The following is a 23373-nucleotide window of genomic DNA, read 5'->3' on the forward strand; positions in this document are numbered from 1 at the left end:
TTACCACCCGGACCCCCGACCGGCGCACTCTCGCACCCCCGCCGGGGCCTTGTAGGGTACGAGCCATGCCAGAGATCCTCGACCAGGCCCGGACCCAGGTACTGGAGAACGGTGTCGGGCTTGATGAGGCAGGCGTCCTCGCGGTGCTCCGCCTGCCCGACGAGCACCTGCCCGCCGCCCTCCAACTCGCCCACGACGTACGGATGCGCTGGTGCGGGCCGGAGGTGGAGGTCGAGGGGATCGTGTCCCTCAAGACCGGCGGTTGCCCCGAGGACTGCCACTTCTGCTCGCAGTCCGGGCTGTTCGCCTCCCCGGTGCGCTCGGTGTGGCTGGACATCCCGTCCCTGGTCGAGGCCGCGAAGCAGACCGCGGCGACCGGTGCCACCGAGTTCTGCATCGTGGCCGCGGTCCGCGGTCCGGACGAGCGGCTGATGAAGCAGATGCGCGAGGGGGTCGCGGCGATCCGGGCCGAGGTGGACATCCAGGTCGCCGCCTCGCTCGGCATGCTCACCCAGGCCCAGGTCGACGAGCTGGTCGCCATGGGTGTGCACCGCTACAACCACAACCTGGAGACCTGCCGCTCCTACTTCCCGAACGTGGTCACCACGCACTCGTGGGAGGAGCGGTGGGAGACGCTGAACATGGTGCGGGCCTCCGGCATGGAGGTCTGCTGCGGTGGCATCCTCGGCCTCGGTGAGACCGTCGAACAGCGGGCCGAGTTCGCCGCACAGTTGGCCGAGCTGGACCCGCACGAGGTACCGCTGAACTTCCTCAACCCCCGGCCCGGCACCCCGCTCGGCGACCGGCCGGTGGTCGAGGGCAAGGACGCGCTGCGGGCGATCGCCGCGTTCCGGCTGGCGATGCCGCGGACGATCCTGCGGTACGCCGGTGGGCGGGAGATCACTCTCGGTGACCTCGGCACCCGGGACGGTCTGCTCGGTGGGATCAACGCGGTGATCGTGGGCAACTACCTCACCACCCTGGGCCGGCCGGCCGACGCGGATCTGGCCCTGCTGGCGGATCTGAAGATGCCGGTCAAGGCGCTCTCCGCGACCCTGTAGGTGCCCGATGACCACGACCGCGACCTGGTGTGACCGCTGTGGTGAGCCGGAGACGGGGACCGACCACGGCACCTGCCGTACGGCGCGGGAGTTGGAGCCGCCGCGCTTCTGCTCCCGGTGCCGGCGCCGGATGAAGGTGCAGATCCTGCCGGCCGGCTGGACGGCGACCTGCGTCGAGCACGGGCTGACCCGGTCCTGACCGGCGATGACCGAGTTACGCGGCCGGCGGGTGACACTGCGGCCGGCGACCCCGGCCGACGTCCCCGCGCTGGCCGCGATCCGGGCCCGGCCGGAGGTCCGGCGCTGGTGGCGGGGCGGGGACGACCTGGCGGCCGAGGTCGCGGAGGGTCTGACGGACCCGGCGACCCCGGTGCTGGCGGTCGGGTACGCGGGCCGGGTCGTCGGTGCTGTGCAGTGGTACGCCGAGGAGGACCCGGACTACCGGCACGCCGGCATCGACATCTACCTCGACCCGGCGGTACACGGCCGGGGGCTGGGTGGTGAGGTGGTCCACACCCTGGCCTGTTACCTGATCGAGGTGCACGGCCACCACCGGCTCACCATCGATCCGGCGGCGGACAACGCGGCGGCGATCCGGTGCTACCGGCGGGTCGGGTTCCGGCCGGTCGGGGTGCTGCGCCGGTACGAGCGGGGTGCCGACGGAAGCTGGCACGACGGGCTGCTGATGGACCTGCTCGCCGACGAGCTGACCGACCCGGCACCGGGGCACTGAGCCCCGCCAGGGCTGCTCCGTCACCCGGGGCGGCGGTGGCCGGGGCGCGGACCGGCCGGCCACCGCGGGTGCGGTGACCGGCCGGGGCGGTGCGGGGTGGGTCAGCCGATGGCGCAGGCCGATCCGTTGAGGGTGAACGCGGTGGGCTTCGGGTTGCTGCCGCTGTGCGTGCCGTTGAAGCCGAAGCTCGTCGACGCGCCCGGGGCGAGCGTCCCGTTGTAGGCGAGGTTGGTCGCGGTCACCGTGCTGCCGGTCTGGGTGACGTTGGCCGACCAGCCCTGGCCGGCCTGCTGCCCGGCGGTGTACGCGAACTGGAGGCTCCAGCCGTTGACCGTGCTGGTCCCGGTGTTGGCGATGGTGATGTTCGCGGTGAACCCGGTGGTCCAGTCGCTGGTCGTGTAGGTGACCGTGCAGGACGCGGTCGGGCTGTCCGGTGCGGTGGTCACCGCCACCGCCGCCGAGGGCGCCGAGGCGTTGCCGGCGGCGTCGACCGCGACCACGTAGAACTGGTACGCGGTCGCCGGGGTCAGTCCGGTGACCGGGTACGTGGTGCCGGTGACCGTGGCGAGCAGCGCGTCGGTGGCGCCGGCCTCCCGGTACACCCGGTAGCCGGTGACGCCGACGTTGTCGGTGGCCGGCCCCCAGGTCAGGGTGAGGCCGTTGGCGGTGACCGCCGAGGCGACTGGGGTGCCGGGGGCGGTCGGCGCGGTGGTGTCCGGGGTGGCCGGGCCGGGCTCGGTACCCCAGATCCGGGTGCCGTTGGCGTAGAGCGGCACCCTCGGGTTCGGGCCGGCGGTCGCCTGGTACGACGGGTCGTTGGTCGGGTCCCAGGTGCCGCCCTCCGGTACCCCGATCTTGAACTGCACCTCCATCCGGTGCGCGGACTGTGCGGCCGGGGCGATGGTGTGGCCGGTGCAGTCGACCTCGACGTACCAGATGTCGGCGGAGTGCTGCTTCGCCGTGCTCGGCGACGGGCAGCCCTGGGTGTAACCGGGGGTCACCTGGACCGGGGCGGTGCCGTCGGGGCGGAAGTAGTAGCGGAACTTCCCGGCGGTCAGCGCACGGGCCGGGAAGGCCGACCTGTTGTAGATGATCGCCTTCAGGCCGATCGCCCGGGGCTCGTTCTGCATGACCGTGGTCTCCATGGTCAGTTCGTCGATGTCGGGCTGCTCCGGCTGGGGGAAGTTCGTCAGCGGCGCGCCGCCGTACTCGCCGTGGAGCCGGGCCACCGCCGAGGTGAAGCCGGCGTTGTAGTCGGTGGCCACCTCGTTCATCACGTAGTCCGACCGGCTGTCGGTGTACGCGTCGTTCGCCGCGGACGGGCCGCCGACCAGCGCGCCGTAGAGCACGTGCCGGGTCTCGGTGGGCACGGTCTGACTGTCCCACCAGGAGCCGTGCGCGGTGCGGTGGTGCGGGTTGCGCGGGGAGTTGGCGCCGAAGCCGATCACGTAGCTGGAGTTGCGCGGGTTCTCGCCGAGCGCGTAGTTGATCTGCCGGACCGCGAAGTCGTGGTAGCGGGTCTTCCGGGTCGCATCGGTGGTCTTGTCGCTGTAGACCAGCGCCACGAACGCGGTGTTCGCGGCGTAGCGCAGCGCACCCCAGGAGTCGAGCACCGCCATCCCGCCGGGCGAGTACGGCACCCGCTGGCCGTTCACGCCGACGGTCCAGAAGTCCAGCCATCGGTTCGCGTCGTCGATGTACTTCTGTTTGCCGGTCAGGTTGGCCAGCAGCACGTACGTGCCGTACTGCTTGTTGTCCCAGGCGATGGTCCACTTATAGGACTTGGTGGTGGACTGGTTCTCGTTACCGAGGCTGTCGTAGAGCGCCTCGGCCTTCGTCAGGTAGGCGGCGTCACCGGTGGCCCGGTAGAGCCAGACCGTCCCCCAGACCAGTTCGTCGGTGTACCCGCTCCATGACCGGTAGAAGCTGGTCGCGTCGGTGATGCACTCGTGGTACGCCTTCCGTACCGTGTCGGCGAAGGTGTAGAGCTGCTTCGCGTGGGTGACCAGCGTGTTCGCGTAGGTGGGGTCGGTCGGCCGGAAGACGATCGAGGCCGCGGCCAGGTCCGCGCCGCCGCAGCTCGCATCGATCTTGTACGCGGGCCGCGCCATCGGCATCACCTCGGCCGGCCCCCACCACCTGTGGTCGTCGTCGCCCTTGCCGACCTGTCCGTAGAGGACGTTCGGGGCGGGGTGTGCCGTGATGAAGTAGTCGTTGACGAACCGCAGGTTGTTGAGCAGGTGCGGCAACTGCCCGGAATCGGCGTACGCCGAGCGGTACTCCACCGCACCCCACGCGAGCATGGTGGCGCTGAACGCCATCGGGAAGCCGAACTTCACGTGGTCCCCGGCGTCGTACCAGCCACCGGTGAGGTCGACGCCGACGTCGGCACCGTCGGTCAGCGCCGAGTCGTCCCGCCAGGAGACCCGGTTCCAGTCCGGCAGCCGGCCCGACTGCTGTGCCTCGTAGAAGAGGATGGACTTCTGCAACGCCTCGCCGTAGTTGAAGGCGGGTGCGGCGGTGGCCGGCGTGGGGGCGATCGCCGGGGCGATGACGCCCAGCGAGACCGTGGTGGCCAGGGCCGCGCCGAGGGCGGCGAGTTGCCGGCGCCAGCGCGGCGGGCGGGGTACGGGTGATCCGGGTCGGCCCTTCGGGCGGCCCGGCGGGGTCGGTTCGCGCACTACAATCGCTCCTGTCCGTGGAGCCGCTCGTGGCAACGCGTAGCGGAGGACGTCGGGGGAACGGATGTGGGCGCATCCGTTCCCCTATCTACGCGCCTGCGCGGCGGTGTGGTGAGGGGTGTTCCACAGCCGCGCGGGAGCGCTCCCATGGATTCCCAACAATGTAACCGGGTCATTGCCGCTTTGTGAAGGATCCAACAGAAACCCGTTCAGCCGATACAGGTTGAGCCGCACCTCAGCGATCATGTGCTGTCCCCTCGACCACGTTCCGTGGAGGCCCACCCATGCGACAGCGCCGCCGTACGATGCGCGCTCTTTTCTCGGCGACCGTCGCCGCGACCTGCCTTGCGCTGGCCACGCCAGCCTGGGCGTCGATGAACATCTCCATCAACAAGGACCACAAGGGCGCCACCGCCGGCACTTTCGGTACCCAGGACTGCAAGGACGAGCGGTTCGGCGACCTGCCGGACGGCTACGACGGCTGGCACTTCGTCCTGCCGGGCGGCAAGGAGGCGGGCGCCTTCGAGACGCTCACCCTGACCTTCACCAACGGCGTCATCATCAAGGTGCCGGACGCCAACGACGCCTACCCGGACGCGCTCTACCCGGCGGGCCAGGACGACACTCGGCTGATCCACGCCTACCTGTTCACCCCGGCCGGCTGGACGCTGGCTGACGGCACCGCCACGATCAGCGGCGAGGCCGCCAAGTTCAACCTCAGCCACACCTGCGCCGGCACGCCCGGGACCCCGGGCACTCCGACGCCCACCCCGTCGCCGAGCACCCCGGGTGGGACTGCCTCGCCGAGCCCGAGCGCCAGCGAGACCGGCCCGGGCACCCCGGGCGGGAGCGCCACCCCGACCCCCGGCACCGGAGGCGAGGGCGGGACCGATGGCGGCCTGCCGTTGACCGGCGCCGCCGCGACCACCATCGCCCTGCTGGGCGTCGCGCTGATCGGGGGTGGCGCCACCATGCTGGTGCTCCGCCGCCGCCGCAACGTCACGTTCATCAGCTGACTCCGGTTGACCGACCGGTGCGCACCCACCGGCCGGTCAACCGGCTCCACCCACCCGGCCACCGGCCGGATTCCATGAGGGCCGCCCGCCTACGCGGGCGGCCCTCATCGCGTCCCACCGAGCCATCCGGCCCGTCCGCAACCCGGCAGCCCGGCACCTCCGAACCCTCCACCCCGGCCGTTCCCGGTACCTTCGCCTTGGCCGCTGTCGGCCGCCTCTGTCACCCCGCCCGGCCGCTGCCGCGTCGCATCGGGCCGCGTAACAAGCACCCGCAGCACACCCCCTGGCCAACAGAGGCCAGGAAATCCCTTACCTGCTGCTGGAGCCGGAATCACATTATCGATAAAAATTAATATGCTGGGAACAAATGAGCAGCTCACCGCCGCTACGCTCGGCCTGCGACGGTGGTTGACGGGTCGTTGAGCCGTCGGCCGCATCCTGGCATACGAGCGTACTGTTGCCGGCCGGTATTCGACCGGGAGACAGTACGCCCCACCAGCGGTGCCATCGACGCCGCCGCTCCACTGGCCACCCGAGGAGACCGCGATGGCTCTACGTATCGCTGACGGCACCGCCTGGACCGATGTACTCGCCCGGGCCGTCACCGCCACCCCCGACGCGTTCGACCCGGTCGCCGCCGACGGCACCACCACCCTGCGCAACCTGGTCGAGGGTGGCTGGCAGTCGGTCGGTGCGCCGGCACCGGTACGCACCCCGGTGGACAACACCGTGCTGGTCAACATCCCCCGCCTGGACGCCGCCACCGCCCGGACCGCCGTACTCGCCGCCGCCGCCGAGCACCGCGAGTGGGCGACCACCCCGATCGCCGAGCGGAAGGCCCGGGTGAACGCAGCCCTCGACGCGCTGACCGAGCACCGTGACCTGCTGGCTCTGCTGCTGGTCTGGGAGATCGGCAAGCCGTGGCGGCTGGCCTGCGCCGACGTGGACCGGGCGCTGGACGGCGTGCGCTGGTACGTCGAGGAGATCGACCGGATGCTCGCCGACGGCCGCGAGCCGCTACCCGGGCCGGTCAGCAACATCGCCAGCTGGAACTACCCGATGAGCGTGCTGGTGCACGCCGAACTGGTGCAGCTACTCGCCGGCAACGCGGTGATCGCCAAGACCCCGTCCCAGGGCGGCGCGGTCTGCCTCACCGTCGCGCACGCGCTGATGCGCCGCGCCGGACTGCCGGCCACCCTGGTCTCCGGCAGCGGCGAGGAACTGTCCGAGGTGCTGGTCCGGGCCCCGGAGATCGGCGCGGTGGCCTTCGTCGGTGGTCGCTCCAACGGGGGCAAGGTGGCTGCCGCCCTGCTGGACAGCGACAAGCGGCACTTCATCGAGCAGGAGGGCCTCAACGCCTGGGGCATCTGGGACTTCTCCCAGTGGGACCTGCTCGCCGCCCACCTCAAGAAGGGCTTCGAGTACGGCAAGCAGCGCTGCACCGCGTACCCGCGCTTCGTGGTGCAGCGGGACCTGGTCGACGCGTTCCTCGACATGTACCTGCCGGTGGTCCGGTCGGTACGCTTCGGCCACCCGCTCGCGGTCGGCGACGACTGGACCACCGGTGACCCGCTGCCCGAGCTGGACTTCGGTCCGCTGATCAGCGGCACCAAGGCCGACGAGCTGCGCCGTAAGGTCGACGAGGCGGTACGTGGCGGCGCGATCCCGCTGTACCGGGGCAAGCTGGACGGTGCGCCGTTCCTCGACGGGCAGGACACCTCGGCGTACGTCGCCCCGTCGGTGCTGCTCGCCCCGCCCGGCCGGTCCCGGCTGATGCACGCCGAGCCGTTCGGTCCGGTCGACACCATCGTGGTGGTCGACACCACCGACGAGCTGCTGGCCGCGATGAACGCCTCCAACGGCGCCCTGGTCGCCTCGCTGGCCTGCGACGACGAGGAACTCGCCGGCAAGCTCGCGGTCGATCTTCAGGCGTTCAAGGTCGGCATCAACAAGCCGCGCTCCCGGGGCGACCGGGCCGAGCCGTTCGGCGGTCGGGGTGCCTCCTGGAAGGGCGCCTTCGTCGGCGGCGACCTGCTGGTGCAGGCGGTCACCGTGGGCGGCGAGGGGCGGCTCTACGGCAACTTCCCCGACTACAGCAGCTACCCGACCACCTGACGGTGGTAAGGAAGGGCCCCTTCTTAACGCTTTCGGTAGAGGAAGGGGCCCTTCTTAACACCTCAGTGCCTGTCGACGGCCGCCGGGCTGAGCGCCACGGTCGCGGTCAGCAGCGCCCCGTCGAGCTGCATCGGGGCCGGCCGGTCCAGCCGGCGCAGGGTCCGTAGCATCGCCGCGTTGTCCGCCTGGGTGTGCAGCAGCAGCGCCGCGTACCCGGCCCGCTCGGCGTACGCCACCAGCCGGCGGAACAGGGCGGCCCCCACTCCGCGCCGCTGCCAGTCGTCGCGGACCAGGAACGCCACCTCGGCCTCGTCGCCCTCACCAAGCAGGTTGGCCATCGCGACCACCTGGTCCGATCCGTCCGCACCGACGGTCACCGCGAGCAGGGTCAGGCCGCACACCGGGTCAAGCAGCCGCCGCAGCCGGGCCGGCGTCGGCGCCGCCCCGGCACTGAGATAGCGCCGCTGCCGGCTAATCGGCGAGCAGAGTTCGTGCAGTTCGAGTACGCCCGGCAGGTCGTCGACCGAGGCGGGCCGTACGCTGAGCTCCGCGCCGTCGGGGAGCACCAGGGTGACCTGCTCGGCGAGCCGGCGCGCGGCGGTGCCGGCCAGTTCGACGAGGGCCTGCGCGCGGGCGTACTCGGCCGGGGTGAACGTCGGGGCGACACGGTGCAGGATGAAACACCCACCGGCCGGCTCGGCCAGGTGCAGCGTGTCCGTACCCACCCCGGAGCGTTCCGGTGCGGGCGCCGGCCGCCAGGTGACCGTGTCGGCGGCGAGCAACGCCCGCAGCACCTCGCCCAACGCGTCCGGGTCACGGACCAGGCGGGTCGCCAGACTGAGTACCCGGGTCGGCTGGTCCGCCAGGCCACGCGCCTCGCTGCGCGTGATCCAGCAGTCCCGGCCCCGGCCGCGCTCCACCGCGGCCAGCAGCTCCGCCTCCCCGACGGTGTCCGGTGCGTCGACGAGGAAGTCGTCGACGGCACCCGCCTCGGTGGTGTGCACCTGGACCGCCAGGATGTTGACTCCGCGCAGTGCCAGGCTGGCGGTCAGCACCGAAAGGTAGCCGGGCCGGTCGTCAACCGTGGCCCGGATCCGCCACAGCGCCATCCCTCACTCCTCTCCGCCCATCCGGCGGTTCTCCTGAGAGGTGTTAAGAAGGGCCCCTTCCTCTACCGAAAGCGATAAGAGGGGGCCCTTCCTTACACCTAGAACGTGGCGGTGGCCGGCGGTGTGCCGACCAGGTCGAGCCGGTCACCGAGGATCACCGCGGCGGCCCGGACGAGCTGGGCCAACCGGTCCACCTCGGTGGCGTGGAAGGCTGCGGCGGTGAGCGGTGCCACGTCCGCGCGGGACACCACCAGGACCAGTCCGGCCCGACCGAAGGGCGCCACCGCGTAGTGTTCGCCGGTCGGTCCGGTCAGCGCACGGGCCCGCAGCGGGGTGATCTCCGGCAACCGGGCCGGTACCGGTGCCCGCCAACTGGCGTACGCCAGGGTGGCCGTGCCGGTGCCGCCGCGTTCCGCCCAGTCGACCGGTACGACGGCGGCGGCGGCCCAGTCGGCGGCGAGCAGTCCCGGTACCGCGTCGACCAGGGTGGCCAGCCCGTCGTTCGGGTTCGCCGCCACCTGGGCCAGCAGTTCGGCGTCCTGACCACCGACGATGGGGCTGCCGATCGCCCGCCACACGCCGTCGACCCGTACGCCGGGGATCGCGGCAAGGCCGGCGAGCAATCGGTCGACGCGGGCGGTGCCCGGCCAGACCACGGTGAAGTCGTCGACCGCCCGCCCGCCAAGGCGTTCCAGGACGACGACCTGGACGATGTCGGCGCCGGCGACACCGAGGGTGCGGGCCACCTGGCCGAGCGTCCCGGGTCGGTCCGGCAGGGTCACCCGAACTCTGAGCAACATCGCGCTCCCTCCGCTCGGTGGGCCGGCCTCTCACCGGCGTGTGAGGAACAGCCTGCGGGGTGACAGTTTCGTAACCGTTGCCTGGCCATGTCCCGGCGGGAACAATCCACACCACGGTTCATCAGGGAGCCGGCGGCCAGTGGGTGACGGCCCATCGGCCGGGCGGGCACGGCTCGGCCGCCGGCAGGGACGGACCCGATGGTTACCCGTCGGTATCCGAGCCTTGACAAGGCAGGCGGCCTGCCATCAACTAGTCGGATGACCGACCCGGCCAGCCACCCGCCCCGGCCGGGTAGCACCTCCCCCGCCGGCCTGGATCTCGACCGGCTCACCGCCCATCTCGCCCGGCACCGGCCCGAGCTGACCGATGCCGGCCCGCTGCGGGCCCACCTGATCGCCGGGGGAAAGTCGAACCTGACCTACGTGGTACGCGCCGGCGACCGGGAGTTCGTGCTGCGCCGGCCACCACTGGGGCACGTCCTGGCCACCGCGCACGACATGGCCCGCGAGTACCGGGTGATCTCCGCACTCGCCCCGACCGACGTACCGGTCCCGGCGGCGTTGCTGCTCTGCACCGATCCGGAGGTGCTCGGCGCGCCGTTCTACCTGATGGAGCGGGTGCCCGGGGTGGTGTACCGCAGCCGGGCACAGACCGACCCGCTGGGTGCCGGGCGGCGTCACGAGCTGGCGATGGCGATGATGGACACGCTCGCGGCGCTGCACACGGTGGAACCGGCCAGCGTCGGGCTGGCCGACTTCGGGCGCCCGGACGGTTTCCTCGCCCGGCAGGTACGCCGCTGGGCCGGGCAGCTCGACCGGTCCCGCAGCCGGGAGTTGCCCGGCATCGACGAGCTGCGCGACCGCCTGGCCGCGAGTGTGCCGGAGGGGGCGAACGCCGGGCGGATCGTGCACGGCGACTACCGCCTGGACAACCTGCTGGCCGAGGTGACCGACCGGGCCGGGGTGACGGTCCGGTCGGTACTGGACTGGGAGATGGCCACCGTCGGTGATCCGCTGACCGACCTGGGGCTGCTGCTGACGTACTGGGACGTGCTCGGGGACAGCGACGCGGCCGAGGGCAACCCGGTGGCCGACGGGCTGGGTCCGCGCGCCGGTTTCCCAGCCGGGACGACGCTGATCGACCGGTACGCCGGCCGCAGCGGCATCGACGTGGGACCGCTGCACTGGCACGTCGCCCTGGGCTGCTTCAAGCTCGCGGTGATCTGTGAGGGCATCCACTACCGGCACACCCTGGGGCAGACCCTCGGTGCGGGCTTCGACCGGATCGGCGAGCTGGTGGCACCGCTGGTCGGGTACGGGCTGACCGCCGCCAGGGAGAGATGATGGACTTCAGCTTCGACGCCCGGACCACCGAGTTGCAGGAGGCCCTGCAGGACTTCCTCGTCGAGCGGGTCTATCCGGCCGAGCCGGTGCACGCCGCACAGGTGGCCGCCGCAGGTGATCCGTGGGCCCGGCCACCGGTGCTCGGCGAGCTGAAGGCCGAGGCCCGGCGGCGTGGCCTGTGGAACCTCTTCCTCCCCGACCCGCGCTACGGCGCCGGACTGACCAACCTCCAGTACGCGCCGCTGGCCGAGCTGACCGGACGCAGCCCGCACCTGGCCCCGGAGGCGTTGAACTGCGCCGCGCCGGACACCGGCAACATGGAACTGCTCGCCGAGTTCGGCTCCCCCGGGCAGCGGGAACGCTGGCTGCACCCGCTGCTGGAGGGGACGATCCGGTCCGCGTTCTGCATGACCGAGCCGGACGTCGCCTCTTCCGACGCGACCAACATCGCCACCCGGATCGAGCGCCACGGCGACGACTACGTGATCAACGGCCGCAAGTGGTGGTCGTCCGGGGCGATGGACCCGGCCTGCGCAATCCTCATCGTGATGGGCAAGACCGACCCGGACGCCGACCGGCACCGGCAGCAGAGCATGGTGCTGGTGCCCAGGGACACCCCGGGTGTGACGGTCCGCCGGGGGATGACCGTCTTCGGGTACTCCGACGCCCCGCACGGCGGGCACGCGGAGATCGACTTCACCGATGTTCGGGTCCCGGCGGACCACCTGATCGGTACCGAGGGCGGCGGGTTCGCGATCGCCCAGGCGCGGCTCGGTCCGGGCCGGATCCACCACTGCATGCGGCTGATCGGGATGGCCGAGCGGGCCCTGGAACTGCTCTGCCGCCGGGTGTCCGACCGGGTCGCGTTCGGTCGGCCGCTGGCCGAGCAGGGCGTGGTCCGGGACTGGATCGCCGAGGCCCGGGTCCGTATCGAGCAGGCCCGGCTGCTGGTCCTCAAGACCGCCTGGTTGATGGACACCGTGGGCAACCGGGGTGCCCACCGGGAGATCCAGGCCATCAAGATCGTCACGCCGGCGATGGCGGAGTGGGTGATCGACAAGGCGATCCAGGCGTACGGCGGAGCCGGTGTCAGCCAGGACACTCCGCTGGCCGCCCTCTGGGCGCAGGCCCGTACCCTCCGGCTCGCCGACGGGCCGGACGAGGTGCACCGTGCCTCGCTGGCCCGACATGAACTGCGTCGCCAGACCAACTCCCCGCCCCGCTGACCCACCCCCCACGGCCCAAGCGCGTCGACTCACCCCCAAGCGCGTCGATCATGGAGTTGTGGCGCCCCACAGAAGCCGCTAATCACCACCAATCGCCCACCACAACTCCATGATCCACGGGGCGGGGCGGGCGGGGCGTTCGGCGGGGCGGGCGTTCGGCCGGACGTTCGGCGGGGCGGGGGCGGGGGCGCGGGGCGGGTCAGGCGGATTCGCGGTGGATGAGCTTGGTGTCCAGCAGCACCGACGGGGAGACGACCTCCCCCCGGATCCGGTCGACCAGCAACCGGGCCATCTGCCGGCCCATCTCCTCCACCGGCTGGAAGACCGTGGTCAGCGGCGGCTCGGCCTGCCGGGCGATCGGGGCGTCGTCGAAACCGATCACCGCGACGTCCTCGGGTACTCGCCGGCCGGCCTCGCGCAGTGCCCGGAGCGCCCCGAACGCCATCAGGTCGGAGGCGACGAAGACCGCGTCGAGGTGCGGGCAGAGTTCCAGCAGCCGGCGCATACAGGCCGTACCGCTGCCCTCACTGAAGTCACCGTACGCGATGAGGTCCGGGTTGATCGGCTGCCCGGTCGCCTTGACCGCTGCCCGGTAGCCGCTGAGCCGGGCCAGACCGGCCCCCATGTCCTGGGTACCGGCGATGTGCGCAACGGTCCGTCGGCCCCGCTCGAAGAGGTACTCCACGGCCTGCCGGGCACCGCCGACGTTGTCCACGTCGACGTAGTAGGCGGGTTGGGCACCGGGTTGCAGCATCCGGGCCGGCCGACCGCCGAGCACGGTGGGCAGGCCGCGCTCCTCGAGCAGGGTGGGCAGCGGGTCGGCGTCGTGCAGTGACAGCAGCAGGACGCCGTCCACGTGCTGGTTGGTCAGGTGGTGCTCGACCCGTTCCCGCTCGACCGGCGACTGGGCCATGGCCAGCCAGAGCTGCATCGGGGTCTCCAGCAGCCCGGAGCTGATGCCCCGCACGATCGCGGCGAAGAACGGCTCGGTGAAGACCCGCTCACCGGACTCGGAGACGACCAGTGCCACCGAGTCGGTACGTTGGGTCACCAGGGCCCGGGCGGCCCGGTTCGGTACGTACCCCAGTTCGGCGATGGCCTGCTGCACGGCGGCCCGGGCCTCCGGGCTGACCTGGGGCGAGCCGTTGACGACACGGGACACCGTGCCACGTCCGACGCCTGCGCGGGCCGCGACCGCATCGAGAGTGGGGCGCCCGAGCGATCGGCTGCGCTGGGTTGTCATCGTCTGCTCCTCCGACGTCGGGCGGACCGGCACCGGCCCGGTGGAGGCCGGCGCCGGGGCCGACCTCCGTCAAAGATCGGCACCGGGCCCGGTTACTGGCTGGCCGTGAGCCTATTGTGCGGCCAGACCGTTACGTCGGATCACCTCGGCGTACCACCTGGCGCTCGACTTGGGAATGCGGAGCTGGCTGTCGTAGTCGACGTAGATCATCCCGAACCGCTTGGTGTACCCCCACGCCCACTCGTAATTATCCATCAGTGACCAGGCGAAGTACCCCCTGAGCGGTACCCCGGAACTGATCGCCGTGTGCGCGGCGCGCAGGTGGGCGTCGAAGTAGGCCAGCCGGTCGGTGTCGTCCACCTGACCGTCGATCACGGCGTCGACGAAGGCCGACCCGTTCTCGGTGATGTACAGCGGCAGGTCGGTGTACTCCCGGTGCACCCGCTGCAGGGTCTCGACCAGTCCGGGAGCGTCGATCTCCCAGTTCATGTCGGTCACCGGCACGCCCCGGGTGACGAACCGGACCTGCTCGCTGCCGGGCCAGCAGGACGGCGCCCGCCAGTACGGCTCGGCAGGGGCGCCGCCGACCGGCGCGGCGACCACGTGCCGGCTGTAGTAGTTGATCCCGACCATGGACAGCGGGGTGGAGATGGTGGCCAGGTCACCGTCGTGCACGTGCCCGAAGTCGGTGATCCCGCTCAGATCGTTGCGCAGGTCCTCCGGGTAGTCCCCGCGCAGGATCGGGTCGAGGAAGAACCGGTTGGCCAGCCCGTCGATCCGGCGGGCCGCGTCCGCGTCGGCCGGGTCCTGGGTCTGCGGGGTGACCGGGTAGAGGTTGAGCGTGACCCCGAACTCGTGGTCCGCCCGGGCCGCCCGCAGCGCCTGCACGGCCAGGCCGTGCCCGAGCATCAGGTGGTGCCCGGCCCGGACCGCGTCACCGGGGTCGGAGCGGCCGGGGGCGTGCGCACCCGAGCCGTAGCCCAGGAAGGCCGAGCACCACGGCTCGTTGAGCGTGGTCCAGTAGCGCACCCGGTCACCGAGTGCCGCGTGGGTGAGCTGGGCGTAGTCGGCGAACCGGGCGGCGGTGTCCCGGGCCGGCCAGCCGCCCGCATCCTCCAGCGGCTGGGGCAGGTCCCAGTGGTAGAGCGTCACCCAGGGCTCGATGCCGTGGGCCAGCAGCTCGTCGACCAGTTCCCGGTAGAAGTCCAGGCCGGTCTGGTTGGCCGGGCCGGAACCGCCGGGCTGCACGCGGGGCCAGGAGACCGAGAACCGGTACGACCTCAGACCGAGGTCGGCCATCAGCTTGATGTCGTCGCGGAACCGGTGGTAGTGGTCGCATGCCACGTCACCGGTGTGACCGGCGACCACCTTGCCCGGGGTGTGGCTGAAGGTGTCCCAGATGGACGGGGTGCGTCCACCCTCGCGGGCCGCTCCCTCGATCTGGTAGGCCGCGGTGGCGGCACCCCAGAGGAAGTCGGACGGGAAGGTGAGTTCCTGATCGGTCACGACTTGACGGCACCTTCCATGATTCCGCCGATGATCTGGCGGCCGAAGAGAATGAACACGATGAAGAGCGGAAGCGTTGCGATCAACGTACCCGCGAAGATCTGCGAGTTGTCGGCGAAGTACGCGGTGTTGAGGCTCCGCAGGGAGATCTGCACGGTCGGGTTGGCCGGGTCGGCGAGTACCACGAAGGGCCAGAAGAACTGGTTCCACTGCTCCATGAAGGTGAGCAGACCGAGCACGGCCGCGGCCGGGCGCAGGGCGGGCGCCACGACGTGCCAGTAGATGCGCCAGGTGGAGCAGCCGTCGACGCGGGCCGCCTCGATCAGCTCGTTCGGCACGGCCTGTTCGGCGTACTGGCGCATCATGAAGATGCCGAAGCCGCCGATCAGGAACGGCACGGTGACCGACGGCATGGTGTTGAGCCACTCCAGCTTGGCCATCAGGATGTACAACGGCAGCACGCCGAGCTGGATCGGCACCATCATCGAGGCGAGGATGATCAGCAGCAGGGCGTTCTTGCCCCTGAACCGCAGCTTGGCGAAGGCGAAGCCGGCCAGCGAGCCGAAGAAGACGGTCGCGATGGTGATCGTGCCGGAGACCAGGAACGAGTTGATCAGGCCCTTCACCACGTTGGCGTCGCCGTTGGCGAGTACCCGCTCGATGTTCTCGCCGAGCTTGCCGCCGGGCAGGAACGGCGGCGGCCAGGAGTTGGCCGCGTCGTTGGTCCGCGACGCGATGACGATCATCCAGTAGAACGGGAAGAGCGAGAGGATCACACCGAGGACGAGGCCCACCCAGGTCAGCGGGCTGGCCTTCCAGAGCGTTTCGGCGCGGTGCCGTTCGCGGCGGTTACGCCGCGAGGGGGCGGCCGGTGCGGGGGGACGGAGCGTCGTGGTCGTCATCTGGCGCAACCCTCACTTTTCGGAACTGATGCGGCGGGCCAGCAGGTAGTTCACGACCGACATGCCGGCGATCAGGAGGAAGAGCACGAGCGCGACCGCGCCGGCGTACCCCCAGCGGAAGCGCTGGTTCATCACGTCGAGCAGGTACATCGTGATGGTCTGGAACTGCCCCTCGGAACCACCGGAGATGCCCCCGGAACCGCTGGTGAACAGCAGCGGCTCGGTGAAGAGCTGGAGCCCACCGATGGTGGAGATGATCAGCGTGAAGATGATCGTCGGACGGAGCTGCGGGATGGTGATCGACCAGAACTGGCGCCAGCGGGCGGCGCCGTCCAGGGACGCGGCCTCGTACATGTCCTTGCTGATCGACTGCATGGCAGCGAGGTAGATCAGCGCGTTGTAGCCGATCCAGCGCCAGTCGACCATGGTGGAGATGGCGAACCAGGAGGCGAACCGGTTGGCTCGCCAGTCGATGGGATCGATGCCGACCAGGTCGAGGGCCCAGTTGACCAGGCCGAAGTCCCGGGAGTAGATCATCGAGAAGATCAGCGCGACCACCGCGGTGGAGGTGATGATCGGCATGGCGATGGCCATCCGGAAGAACGTCTGCGCCGGCAGTCGCCGGTTGAGCGCGTTGGCCAGCATCAGGGCCAGCAGCAGCTGCGGCACGGTGGAGAGCACGAACATGCCGAAGGTGTTGACGACCGCGTTCCAGAACTGCGGGTCCTCGGTGAGCAGCTCGACGAAGTTGTCCAGCCCGACGAAGCTGATGGTGGCGTTGAGCGGCGAGCGGTCGGTGAGCGCGATCCAGACCGTGTACGCGATCGGGTACGCCCCGAAGACGGCGAAGAGGGCGAAGAACGGCAGGACGTAGAGGTACGGCGAGTACGTCAGGTCGATCCGGGTCAGCGACGGGCGGCGGCTGGCACGGTGGGTGGTGGAGCCGGCGCGGGGTGGTCCGCCCGGTCCGGGCGGCGCGGCGGTGTCGAGATCCAGGCTCATCGTGGTCCTTTGACTAGACGGCGTCCATCCGGCGGCGGGCGGCACCACGGATGGCGGTCAGACGTGGCGACCCGGCGACAGCGGTGGGGCACCGGGCCGGTCAGGCGGGGCGACCCGACGGCGACGGCGGGGCTGGGGCGAGGAGGACGGAGCAGGGGCGGCCGGCGGAGCGCCCACGGGCTCCGGTGGCGGCGACAGTCCGGGGACTGCCGCCGCCACCGGTGGTGTCACGGCCGGGTCACTTGCCGGCTGCGGCACCGTTCTTCAGCGCTGCCTGCCACTGCTCGTCGGCGGACTTGCCCTGCTCGACGGCGCGGAGGGTGTTCTCCACGGCGGTACGCACCGCGTTGTTCTTCGGGCCGAGGTAGACCGGCTTCAGCTCGCTGGCACCGGCGGCGAAGATCTTGCCGACCGGGGCCTTGCTGAAGTACTCGTTGCTGGACTCGGCCACCGCCGGGTCGGCGAGCGCCTGCGGCGAGGACGGCAGGTTACCGACCTTCTTGAACGCCTCGACCTGGCCCTTGGCGCTGGTCAGGAACTTGACCAGCTCGGCGGCCTCCTTGGCGTGCTTACTGGACTTCGGCACGGCGAGGAAGGAACCGCCCCAGTTACCGCCGTTGCCCGGCGCCTTGGCGACGTCCCACTTGCCGGCCGCCGCGTCGCCGGCCTGGCCCTTGATGACACCGGTCATCCAGGCGGGGCAGGCGATGGTGGCGAAGGTGCCGTTCTTGAAGCCGGCGTTCCACTCGTTCGAGAACGACTGGAGGTTGTTCGACAGACCGGCCGCGATCATCTTGGCGGTCAGCTCGTAGGCGGTCCGGACGTCCGGGTTGCTGTCGATGACCAGCTTGTTGCTCTTGTCGTAGTACGTGTAGCCGCTGCCCTGGCCGGCGGTCTGCATCAGCACGACGTTGTAGAAGTTGGTCGCCGAGTCGACGAACTTGTTCTTCTTGTCGGCGGCGGCGAACTTCTTGCCCTGCTCGATGAAGGCGTCCCAGGTGGGCCAGAGCGCGCCGACCTGCTCGCGGTCGGTGGGCAGCCCGGCGGCCTTGAACAGGTCGCTGCGGTAGCACAGGGCCATCGAGCCGACGTCGGTGCCGAGGCCCAGCACCTTGCCGTCCGGGGTGGTGCCCTGCTCCCACTTCCACGGCAGGAAGTTGCCCTTGAGGTCGTTCGCGCCGTGGTCGGCGAGGTTCACGAACCTGTCGGCCTGCGCGTAGAACTGCACGATCGTGCCCTCTTCGAGGGCGACGACGTCACCGGCACCGAACCCGGCGGTGATCTGCTGGGTCAACCGGGTGTTGTAGTCACCGAGACCGAGGCCCTTGCCCCGCTCCTGGATCTTGACGTTCGGGTGTTCCGCCTCGTACTGCTTGTAGAGCTCCTCGTAGCCGAAGCCCTGGTCGCCGAAGACGTCGACGACGAGGGTGATCGGCTCGTTCGAGTTGCCGGAGTCCGTCGAATCGGAGCTGTCGCCACAGGCGCCCACGGCGAGCACCGCGACGGAAGCGAGCGCGATGGCCGCGAACCGCCGACGGCGGAGCGTGACGCTCATCCTGACCCCTCTCAGGTCGGTTTGCATATGTGGTGGGGGGTGCGGTGCGCTCCGTGGGGACCCGGGTTCGTCCTGGTCGCGAAGGTCGGATCACCGCGTTGCCGCCGTGACCCGAGGGGCCCTTCAGTGACCTACGCCACCACATCCCGGGAGCGCTCCCACGAGCGTGCCCGCGAGGCTGCAAGGTGTCAATAGACCCTTGGGAGCGTTCCCATTTCGTTACCGGTTGATTGCGCCCGGCGTACCGGACGGCGAAAGTGCCGGCGCACCGTGCCCGCCCCGCTCCGGCGGCTTAGGCTGCGAAGATGATCTGCCGAGCCTGCCGGGAGCGGCGGCACGAGGACTGCCCGGGCCGGAGCTGGTGCGACTGCCAGCACCGCACGCCCGAACCGACGCCGCCGGTCACCGGGCCGGCCGGCGAATGACCGGCCGCACCGCGATCACCCGGGTCTGGCCGCCCGCCACCGGGGGGCCGCTGGACGACGCGGCGATCGCCGACTGCTATCCCCGCGCCGGGCAGCCGAGCCTGCGGGTCAACTTCGTGACCAGCATCGACGGCGCGGTCAGCGTGGACGGCTACTCGGCCGGGCTCTCCGGCGAACCGGACAAGCGAGTCTTCGGGGCCCTGCGGATGCTCTGCGACGCGCTGCTGGTGGCCGCCGGCACGCTGCGGCACGAGGCGTACCGGGCGCTACGCATGGACGCCCGGCGACGGGCCTGGCGGCAGGCGCACGGCCTGCCCGACCACCCCACCCTGGTGGTCGTCTCCGGCTCACTGGACCTGGACCCGGCGCTCGCGGCGTTCGCCGACGCCCCGGTACGGCCGCTGGTGCTCACCCACGGCGGGGCCACCGCGCCACCCGGCCTGGACTCCGTCGCCGACCTGCTGCGCTTCGGCACCGACCGGGTGGATCTCGCCGCCGGGCTGGCCGAGCTGCGCCGCCGGGGACTGGGCCAGGTGCTCTGCGAGGGCGGCCCGCACCTGTTCGGCGCGCTCACCGCCGCCGACCTGGTCGACGAGGTCTGCCTGACCGTGGCGCCGCTGCTCGCCGGGGCCGGCGCCAGCCGGATCACCGCCGGCCCGCCGGGAATGCCGCGCACCATGCGGCTGCGGCACACGCTGGCCGCCGCCGACGGCACGCTGATGCTGCGGTACGCCCGGACGGACTGACCCCACGCCGGGCGTCCGGTACCTTCCGACCCCTTCAGAGGATTACGCGAATGCCCTGTCGGGGGGCCGGCGTCACGCCGACCCCCCGGGGCGTTCCGGATCGGATCAGTTCACGCCCACCGCCGACCAGGCGGCGGCGACCGTGGCGTACTCGGTGCTGCCGGCGCCGTAGAGGTCGGTGGCGGCGGAGAGGGTGGCGGTCCGCGCGCCGGCGTAGTTGGTGTTGGAGGTCATGTAGCGGGTCAGGGCGCGGTACCAGATGGCACCGGCGTTGGCGTTGCCGATCCCGGCGACCGTGCTGCCGTTGCAGGTCGGGCTGTTGCCGTACGACGAGGAGCCGCTACCCACCGCGAGCAGGTAGAAGAAGTGGTTGCCCACCCCGGAGGAGTAGTGCACGTCGATGCTGCCGATGCCGCTGTACCAGCAGTCCTTCGACGACCCGTCCCTGGACGGCTGGTCCATGTAGCGCAGCGGCGTCCCGTTGGTGCGCAGCTTCTCACCGATCAGGAAGTCACCCGGGTCGTTCGGGTTGGCGGCGTGGAACTCGACCAGGGTGCCGAAGATGTCGCTGGTGGCCTCGTTGAGGCCGCCGGACTCACCGCTGTAGACCAGGCGGGCGGTGTTGCTGGTGACCCCGTGGGTCATCTCGTGCCCGGCGACGTCCAGCGAGGTGAGCGGTCGCCAGCCCTGGGCGGCGTCACCGTCGCCGTAGGTCATGCAGAAGCAGCTGTCGCTCCAGAACGCGTTGACGTAGTTGCTGCCGTAGTGCACCCGGCTGTACGCGGCGACCCCGTCGTTGCGGATGCCGTTACGGCCGTGCACGTTCTTGAAGTAGTCCCAGGTCACCGCCGCCCCGTAGTGGGCGTCGGCGGCGACGGTGGCCCGGTTGGCCAGCGTGCCGTCGCCGAAGATGTTGCTGGCCGAGGAGACGATCGTGCCGGTGCCGAAACGGCGACCGTTCAGGTCGTACGTCTTGTGCGCGCCCCGGGCGCCGTCGTTAAGCTGGTAGGTGCCGCTGACCAGCGTGGTACCCACCGGGACCTGCCCGGAATGGAGGGTGTTGCCCACCCCGTCGCGGTGCACCCCCTCCCAGGACCGGCGCACCACCCCGGTGGTCGCGTCCACCAGGACGTGCAGCTCACTGGGGGTCTGGTCGGCGTGCACCCCGCCCACGACCACCTCGTAGGCCAGCGTCGGCGTGTCGCCGTGGGCGTCCACGACCAACTGGGTGCCGTCCACCCGGGGGCCGGTGGCGGTGGAGGCGGCCAGCGCCACCGCGCCTGCGGTCGCGGCGTCGATCCGGGCCTGACGGGACAGCCGGGGGGCGGTCCGCAGCGTCTGGCTGGCGCCGCGCCAGGTGCTGCCCTTGCCCAGGTGCACGACGAGATCGCCACCGAGCACCGGCAGACCGCCGTAGTAGCGGTGCAGCCGGACGTGCTCGGTGCCGTCCGGGTCGGTGAGGACGTTCTGCAGGGTGAACGTCTGCTCGGCGCCGACGCGGGCGTGGTCGGCGTGCGCCCGCAGTTGCCCGACCGCGCGGGTGAGGGCGTCCGTGGGCGGCGCGGCGGAGGCGACCGGCGCGTTGGTGAGGACGAGGGCGGCGGTGACCAACCCGCCGAGGATGGTGCGTCGACGCATGGAACATCCCTTCATCAGGACGGCCCGCCGGAGGATCGGCGGGCGACGGCCGGCGGTGCGGAGCAGCGCCGACCGGGGTGACCGCCACGGATGGCAGATCATCGCGATCGTATCGACTGTTAGACATATGTCTATGAGATTGGGGATCTCCAGTGCGCCGCCCCGGCGACACCCGGGCAGCTCATGACGGGACGGTGAACATCGTCTTTAAATTTAAGTTCATAAATTAGTGAACGAATTTCGACCGGCCATCGCCATGCCGCCCACCGCCATGCTGGGCACCGCCATGCCGGACACCGCCATGCCGGGCACCGCCACCCCGGGTCGCCCACCGTCACCCGGGGTCGCCTCCGACGCACGGTCGGTCAGTGGTACGCACCGGTTTGGTGTCCTGCGCCGCGTCGCGTGGCAACCTGTCGTACGGCTCGGGCAGGATGCAGGGCGTGCACCATGACCTGACCCCACCCTGGAGCGGGGTGACCCGATGACGACCGAGCTGACCGGGCCGGGCGGGCTGGCCGACGCAGGCGACCCGGACGGGACCGGCGAGCAGGTCGGGCGGGTGCTGGGTACCGCCGACGCCACCCCGCTGACCTTCTGGACGGCCGTCTCCCCCGACAGCTACCTCCAACTCGACGACGTGGTGGTCACCCGCCGGGAGCTGCCCGACCGGGAGCCGGTCACCATCGCCGGCGTGGTCACCGGGGTCCGCGCCCGGCACGAGGGCGCCCAGTTCGACTCGGACGTCTTCGCCATCGCCGACGGCACCCTGCCAGCCCAGGTGCAGGAGGCCGCCGAAATCACCACCACCCGGGTCGACCCGGAGCTGTACGTGCCCCCCACCCCCGGGGCGGTGGTCTACCGGGCCGCCGGGGACGCCCGCGCCCGCGCCCTGCACTTCGACCGGATGGAACGGCGCATCCCGATGGGCATGGGGCGCGACGGGGTACCGGTCTACCTCAACGCCGACTTCCTCGACGGCAGCCGGGGCGCGCACGTCAGCATCTCCGGCATTTCCGGGGTCGCCACCAAGACCAGCTTCGCCACCTTCCTGCTGTACTCCGTGTTCCGCTCCGGCGTGCTCGGCGGGGACGCGGTCAACGCCAAGGCGCTGATCTTCAACGTCAAGGGCGAGGACCTGCTCTTCCTCGACCATCCCAACGCCCGGCTGGACGAGGCGACCACCGCCGCGTACGCGAAACTCGGCCTCACCGCCGGGGCCTTCCCGGACGTGCGGGTCTACGCCCCGCCCCGGCCCGGTGACTCGTCCGGCACGCCGGACGTGAGCAGCCGACTCGCCGGGGTGGACAGCTTCTACTGGACGCTGACCGAGTTCTGCGCCGACCGGCTCCTGCCGTACGTCTTCGCCGACGCCGACGACGAGCGCCAGCAGTACACGATGGTGGTCCACTCGGTCGCCGCCCACCTGGCCCGGTACGCCCAGCCCGCCGACGGCGGGGTGAGCATCGACGGGGTCCGCCTCGGCTCCTACCCCGACCTGGTCGACCACATCGTCGAGCAGCTCAACGACGACGAGACCCGGTCCGACTGGGCGGGCAGCGCGGTCGGCCTCGGCACGGTCAACGCGTTCGCCCGCCGCCTGATCGGCAGCAAGAAGGACCTCAGCCGGCTGATCCGGGGCGACCTGGCCACCCGCCGCCCGCACTCGATCAACACCGCGGAGAGCGCCCAGGTCACCGTGGTCGACCTGCACAACCTGCCGGACCGGGCGCAGCGCTTCGTGGTGGGCGTGACGCTCAAGAGCGAGTTCGAGCGCAAGGAGAAGGCCGGCACCGCGAAACCGCTGCTCTTCGTCGTGCTCGACGAGCTCAACAAGTACGCCCCGCGCGAGGGCTCCTCGCCGATCAAGGAGGTGCTGCTCGACATCGCCGAGCGCGGGCGGTCCCTCGGGGTGATCCTGATCGGGGCCCAGCAGACCGCCAGCGAGGTGGAACGGCGGATCGTCACCAACTCGGCGATCCGGGTGGTCGGCCGGCTCGACCCGGCCGAGGCGTCCCGCCCGGAGTACGGTTTCCTCCCGCCCGCCCAGCGGCAGCGCGCCCTGCTCGCCAAGCCGGGCACCATGTTCGTCAACCAGCCGGACATCCCGGTGCCGCTCTGCCTGGAGTTCCCCTTCCCGGCCTGGGCCACCCGGGTCTCCGAGGCGGGCCGGGCCCCGTCGGAGACGCTGCGCTCGATCACCCAGGCGGCCGACCCGTTCGCGGTGATCGGCTCCGGCGCGCCGGGCGACGACGACATCCCCTTCTAGGG

General features: G+C 71.1%; 18 protein-coding genes. 9 read left to right on the top strand and 9 right to left on the bottom strand.

The window, feature by feature from the left end; genetic code table 11:
* Nucleotides 1-65: 65 nt before the first annotated feature.
* The 3 genes from bioB to V6U90_RS07750 are packed head-to-tail and all read left to right on the top strand — an operon-like array spanning nucleotide 66 to nucleotide 1794.
* The gene (gene bioB / locus V6U90_RS07740) at nucleotides 66-1061 is read left to right on the top strand and encodes a biotin synthase BioB (RefSeq protein ID WP_334432642.1); all 996 of its coding nucleotides are present in this window, start codon (nucleotides 66-68) and stop codon (nucleotides 1059-1061) included.
* Between the two features lie 7 nt (nucleotides 1062-1068).
* Nucleotides 1069-1260, top strand: a complete 192-nt coding sequence (bsaP, locus tag V6U90_RS07745) for a biotin synthase auxiliary protein BsaP (protein WP_334432645.1) — start codon at nucleotides 1069-1071, stop codon at nucleotides 1258-1260.
* Between the two features lie 6 nt (nucleotides 1261-1266).
* The gene (locus tag V6U90_RS07750; protein ID WP_334432648.1) at nucleotides 1267-1794 is read left to right on the top strand and encodes a GNAT family N-acetyltransferase; all 528 of its coding nucleotides are present in this window, start codon (nucleotides 1267-1269) and stop codon (nucleotides 1792-1794) included.
* Nucleotides 1795-1895: 101 nt separating this feature from the next.
* Here the strand turns inward: V6U90_RS07750 and V6U90_RS07755 are convergent, their stop codons facing one another.
* Complete coding sequence (locus V6U90_RS07755; protein ID WP_442933547.1) at nucleotides 1896-4475, bottom strand: glycoside hydrolase family 9 protein; 2580 nt, start codon at nucleotides 4473-4475, stop codon at nucleotides 1896-1898.
* 284 nt (nucleotides 4476-4759) lie between these two features.
* Here V6U90_RS07755 and V6U90_RS07760 point away from each other — a divergent pair, with 284 nt between their 5' ends.
* Nucleotides 4760-5491, top strand: a complete 732-nt coding sequence (locus V6U90_RS07760) for an LPXTG cell wall anchor domain-containing protein (RefSeq protein ID WP_334432650.1) — start codon at nucleotides 4760-4762, stop codon at nucleotides 5489-5491.
* Between the two features lie 546 nt (nucleotides 5492-6037).
* The gene (locus tag V6U90_RS07765; RefSeq protein ID WP_334432652.1) at nucleotides 6038-7606 is read left to right on the top strand and encodes an aldehyde dehydrogenase family protein; all 1569 of its coding nucleotides are present in this window, start codon (nucleotides 6038-6040) and stop codon (nucleotides 7604-7606) included.
* Nucleotides 7607-7668: 62 nt separating this feature from the next.
* Here the strand turns inward: V6U90_RS07765 and V6U90_RS07770 are convergent, their stop codons facing one another.
* Both V6U90_RS07770 and V6U90_RS07775 read right to left on the bottom strand, forming a co-directional pair.
* Entirely contained in the window at nucleotides 7669-8715 is a 1047-nt protein-coding gene (locus V6U90_RS07770) for a GNAT family N-acetyltransferase (RefSeq protein WP_334432654.1), read from the bottom strand.
* A 98-nt stretch (nucleotides 8716-8813) separates the two neighbouring features.
* On the bottom strand, nucleotides 8814-9515 hold the full coding sequence (locus tag V6U90_RS07775; RefSeq protein WP_334432656.1) for an amino acid-binding protein: 702 nt from the start codon (nucleotides 9513-9515) through the stop codon (nucleotides 8814-8816).
* Nucleotides 9516-9773: 258 nt separating this feature from the next.
* Here V6U90_RS07775 and V6U90_RS07780 point away from each other — a divergent pair, with 258 nt between their 5' ends.
* Together V6U90_RS07780 and V6U90_RS07785 are read left to right on the top strand one after the other, a co-directional pair.
* Nucleotides 9774-10859: a phosphotransferase family protein gene (locus V6U90_RS07780; RefSeq protein WP_334432659.1), complete on the top strand. Its 1086-nt coding sequence runs from the start codon at nucleotides 9774-9776 to the stop codon at nucleotides 10857-10859.
* On the top strand, nucleotides 10859-12085 hold the full coding sequence (locus tag V6U90_RS07785; RefSeq protein WP_334432661.1) for an acyl-CoA dehydrogenase family protein: 1227 nt from the start codon (nucleotides 10859-10861) through the stop codon (nucleotides 12083-12085). Before V6U90_RS07780 ends, V6U90_RS07785 begins: the two co-directional genes overlap by 1 nt.
* Before the next feature lie 199 nt (nucleotides 12086-12284).
* Here the strand turns inward: V6U90_RS07785 and V6U90_RS07790 are convergent, their stop codons facing one another.
* The 5 genes from V6U90_RS07790 to V6U90_RS07810 all read right to left on the bottom strand — a co-directional run bounded on the left by V6U90_RS07790 (nucleotide 12285) and on the right by V6U90_RS07810 (nucleotide 18293).
* The gene (locus tag V6U90_RS07790) at nucleotides 12285-13328 is read right to left on the bottom strand and encodes a LacI family DNA-binding transcriptional regulator (protein WP_334432663.1); all 1044 of its coding nucleotides are present in this window, start codon (nucleotides 13326-13328) and stop codon (nucleotides 12285-12287) included.
* Between the two features lie 111 nt (nucleotides 13329-13439).
* Nucleotides 13440-14834 carry a GH1 family beta-glucosidase gene (locus V6U90_RS07795; RefSeq protein ID WP_334432665.1) on the bottom strand — a complete coding sequence of 465 codons (1395 nt, stop codon included), beginning with the start codon at nucleotides 14832-14834 and terminating at the stop codon, nucleotides 13440-13442.
* The gene (locus V6U90_RS07800) at nucleotides 14831-15736 is read right to left on the bottom strand and encodes a carbohydrate ABC transporter permease (protein ID WP_334432667.1); all 906 of its coding nucleotides are present in this window, start codon (nucleotides 15734-15736) and stop codon (nucleotides 14831-14833) included. The genes V6U90_RS07795 and V6U90_RS07800 overlap by 4 nt, the downstream gene beginning before the upstream one ends.
* 12 nt (nucleotides 15737-15748) lie before the next feature.
* On the bottom strand, nucleotides 15749-16738 hold the full coding sequence (locus tag V6U90_RS07805; protein WP_334432668.1) for a carbohydrate ABC transporter permease: 990 nt from the start codon (nucleotides 16736-16738) through the stop codon (nucleotides 15749-15751).
* Nucleotides 16739-16976: 238 nt separating this feature from the next.
* The gene (locus tag V6U90_RS07810; protein ID WP_334432669.1) at nucleotides 16977-18293 is read right to left on the bottom strand and encodes an ABC transporter substrate-binding protein; all 1317 of its coding nucleotides are present in this window, start codon (nucleotides 18291-18293) and stop codon (nucleotides 16977-16979) included.
* Nucleotides 18294-18714: 421 nt separating this feature from the next.
* Here V6U90_RS07810 and V6U90_RS07815 point away from each other — a divergent pair, with 421 nt between their 5' ends.
* Complete coding sequence (locus V6U90_RS07815; protein WP_334432867.1) at nucleotides 18715-19464, top strand: pyrimidine reductase family protein; 750 nt, start codon at nucleotides 18715-18717, stop codon at nucleotides 19462-19464.
* A gap of 105 nt (nucleotides 19465-19569) precedes the next feature.
* Here V6U90_RS07815 and V6U90_RS07820 read toward each other — a convergent pair whose 3' ends face one another.
* On the bottom strand, nucleotides 19570-21102 hold the full coding sequence (locus V6U90_RS07820) for a M4 family metallopeptidase (RefSeq protein WP_334432671.1): 1533 nt from the start codon (nucleotides 21100-21102) through the stop codon (nucleotides 19570-19572).
* A gap of 484 nt (nucleotides 21103-21586) precedes the next feature.
* Here V6U90_RS07820 and V6U90_RS07825 point away from each other — a divergent pair, with 484 nt between their 5' ends.
* Entirely contained in the window at nucleotides 21587-23371 is a 1785-nt protein-coding gene (locus V6U90_RS07825) for an ATP-binding protein (protein ID WP_334432674.1), read from the top strand.
* Nucleotides 23372-23373 lie beyond the last annotated feature (2 nt).

The organism is Micromonospora sp. CPCC 206060 (genome assembly GCF_036906895.1).
Classification (GTDB): Bacteria; Actinomycetota; Actinomycetes; order Mycobacteriales; family Micromonosporaceae; genus Micromonospora.

Excerpts from the sequence above, each read along its gene's own strand:
- bioB (WP_334432642.1), top strand. The coding sequence starts at position 66 with ATGCCAGAGATCCTCGACCAGGCCCGGACCCAGGTACTGGAGAACGGT.
- bsaP (WP_334432645.1), top strand. The coding sequence starts at position 1,069 with ATGACCACGACCGCGACCTGGTGTGACCGCTGTGGTGAGCCGGAGACG.
- V6U90_RS07750 (WP_334432648.1), top strand. The coding sequence starts at position 1,267 with ATGACCGAGTTACGCGGCCGGCGGGTGACACTGCGGCCGGCGACCCCG.
- V6U90_RS07760 (WP_334432650.1), top strand. The coding sequence starts at position 4,760 with ATGCGACAGCGCCGCCGTACGATGCGCGCTCTTTTCTCGGCGACCGTC.
- V6U90_RS07765 (WP_334432652.1), top strand. The coding sequence starts at position 6,038 with ATGGCTCTACGTATCGCTGACGGCACCGCCTGGACCGATGTACTCGCC.
- V6U90_RS07770 (WP_334432654.1), bottom strand. The coding sequence starts at position 8,715 with ATGGCGCTGTGGCGGATCCGGGCCACGGTTGACGACCGGCCCGGCTAC.
- V6U90_RS07775 (WP_334432656.1), bottom strand. The coding sequence starts at position 9,515 with ATGTTGCTCAGAGTTCGGGTGACCCTGCCGGACCGACCCGGGACGCTC.
- V6U90_RS07780 (WP_334432659.1), top strand. The coding sequence starts at position 9,774 with ATGACCGACCCGGCCAGCCACCCGCCCCGGCCGGGTAGCACCTCCCCC.
- V6U90_RS07785 (WP_334432661.1), top strand. The coding sequence starts at position 10,859 with ATGGACTTCAGCTTCGACGCCCGGACCACCGAGTTGCAGGAGGCCCTG.
- V6U90_RS07790 (WP_334432663.1), bottom strand. The coding sequence starts at position 13,328 with ATGACAACCCAGCGCAGCCGATCGCTCGGGCGCCCCACTCTCGATGCG.
- V6U90_RS07800 (WP_334432667.1), bottom strand. The coding sequence starts at position 15,736 with ATGACGACCACGACGCTCCGTCCCCCCGCACCGGCCGCCCCCTCGCGG.
- V6U90_RS07805 (WP_334432668.1), bottom strand. The coding sequence starts at position 16,738 with ATGAGCCTGGATCTCGACACCGCCGCGCCGCCCGGACCGGGCGGACCA.
- V6U90_RS07810 (WP_334432669.1), bottom strand. The coding sequence starts at position 18,293 with ATGAGCGTCACGCTCCGCCGTCGGCGGTTCGCGGCCATCGCGCTCGCT.
- V6U90_RS07815 (WP_334432867.1), top strand. The coding sequence starts at position 18,715 with ATGACCGGCCGCACCGCGATCACCCGGGTCTGGCCGCCCGCCACCGGG.
- V6U90_RS07820 (WP_334432671.1), bottom strand. The coding sequence starts at position 21,102 with ATGCGTCGACGCACCATCCTCGGCGGGTTGGTCACCGCCGCCCTCGTC.
- V6U90_RS07825 (WP_334432674.1), top strand. The coding sequence starts at position 21,587 with ATGACGACCGAGCTGACCGGGCCGGGCGGGCTGGCCGACGCAGGCGAC.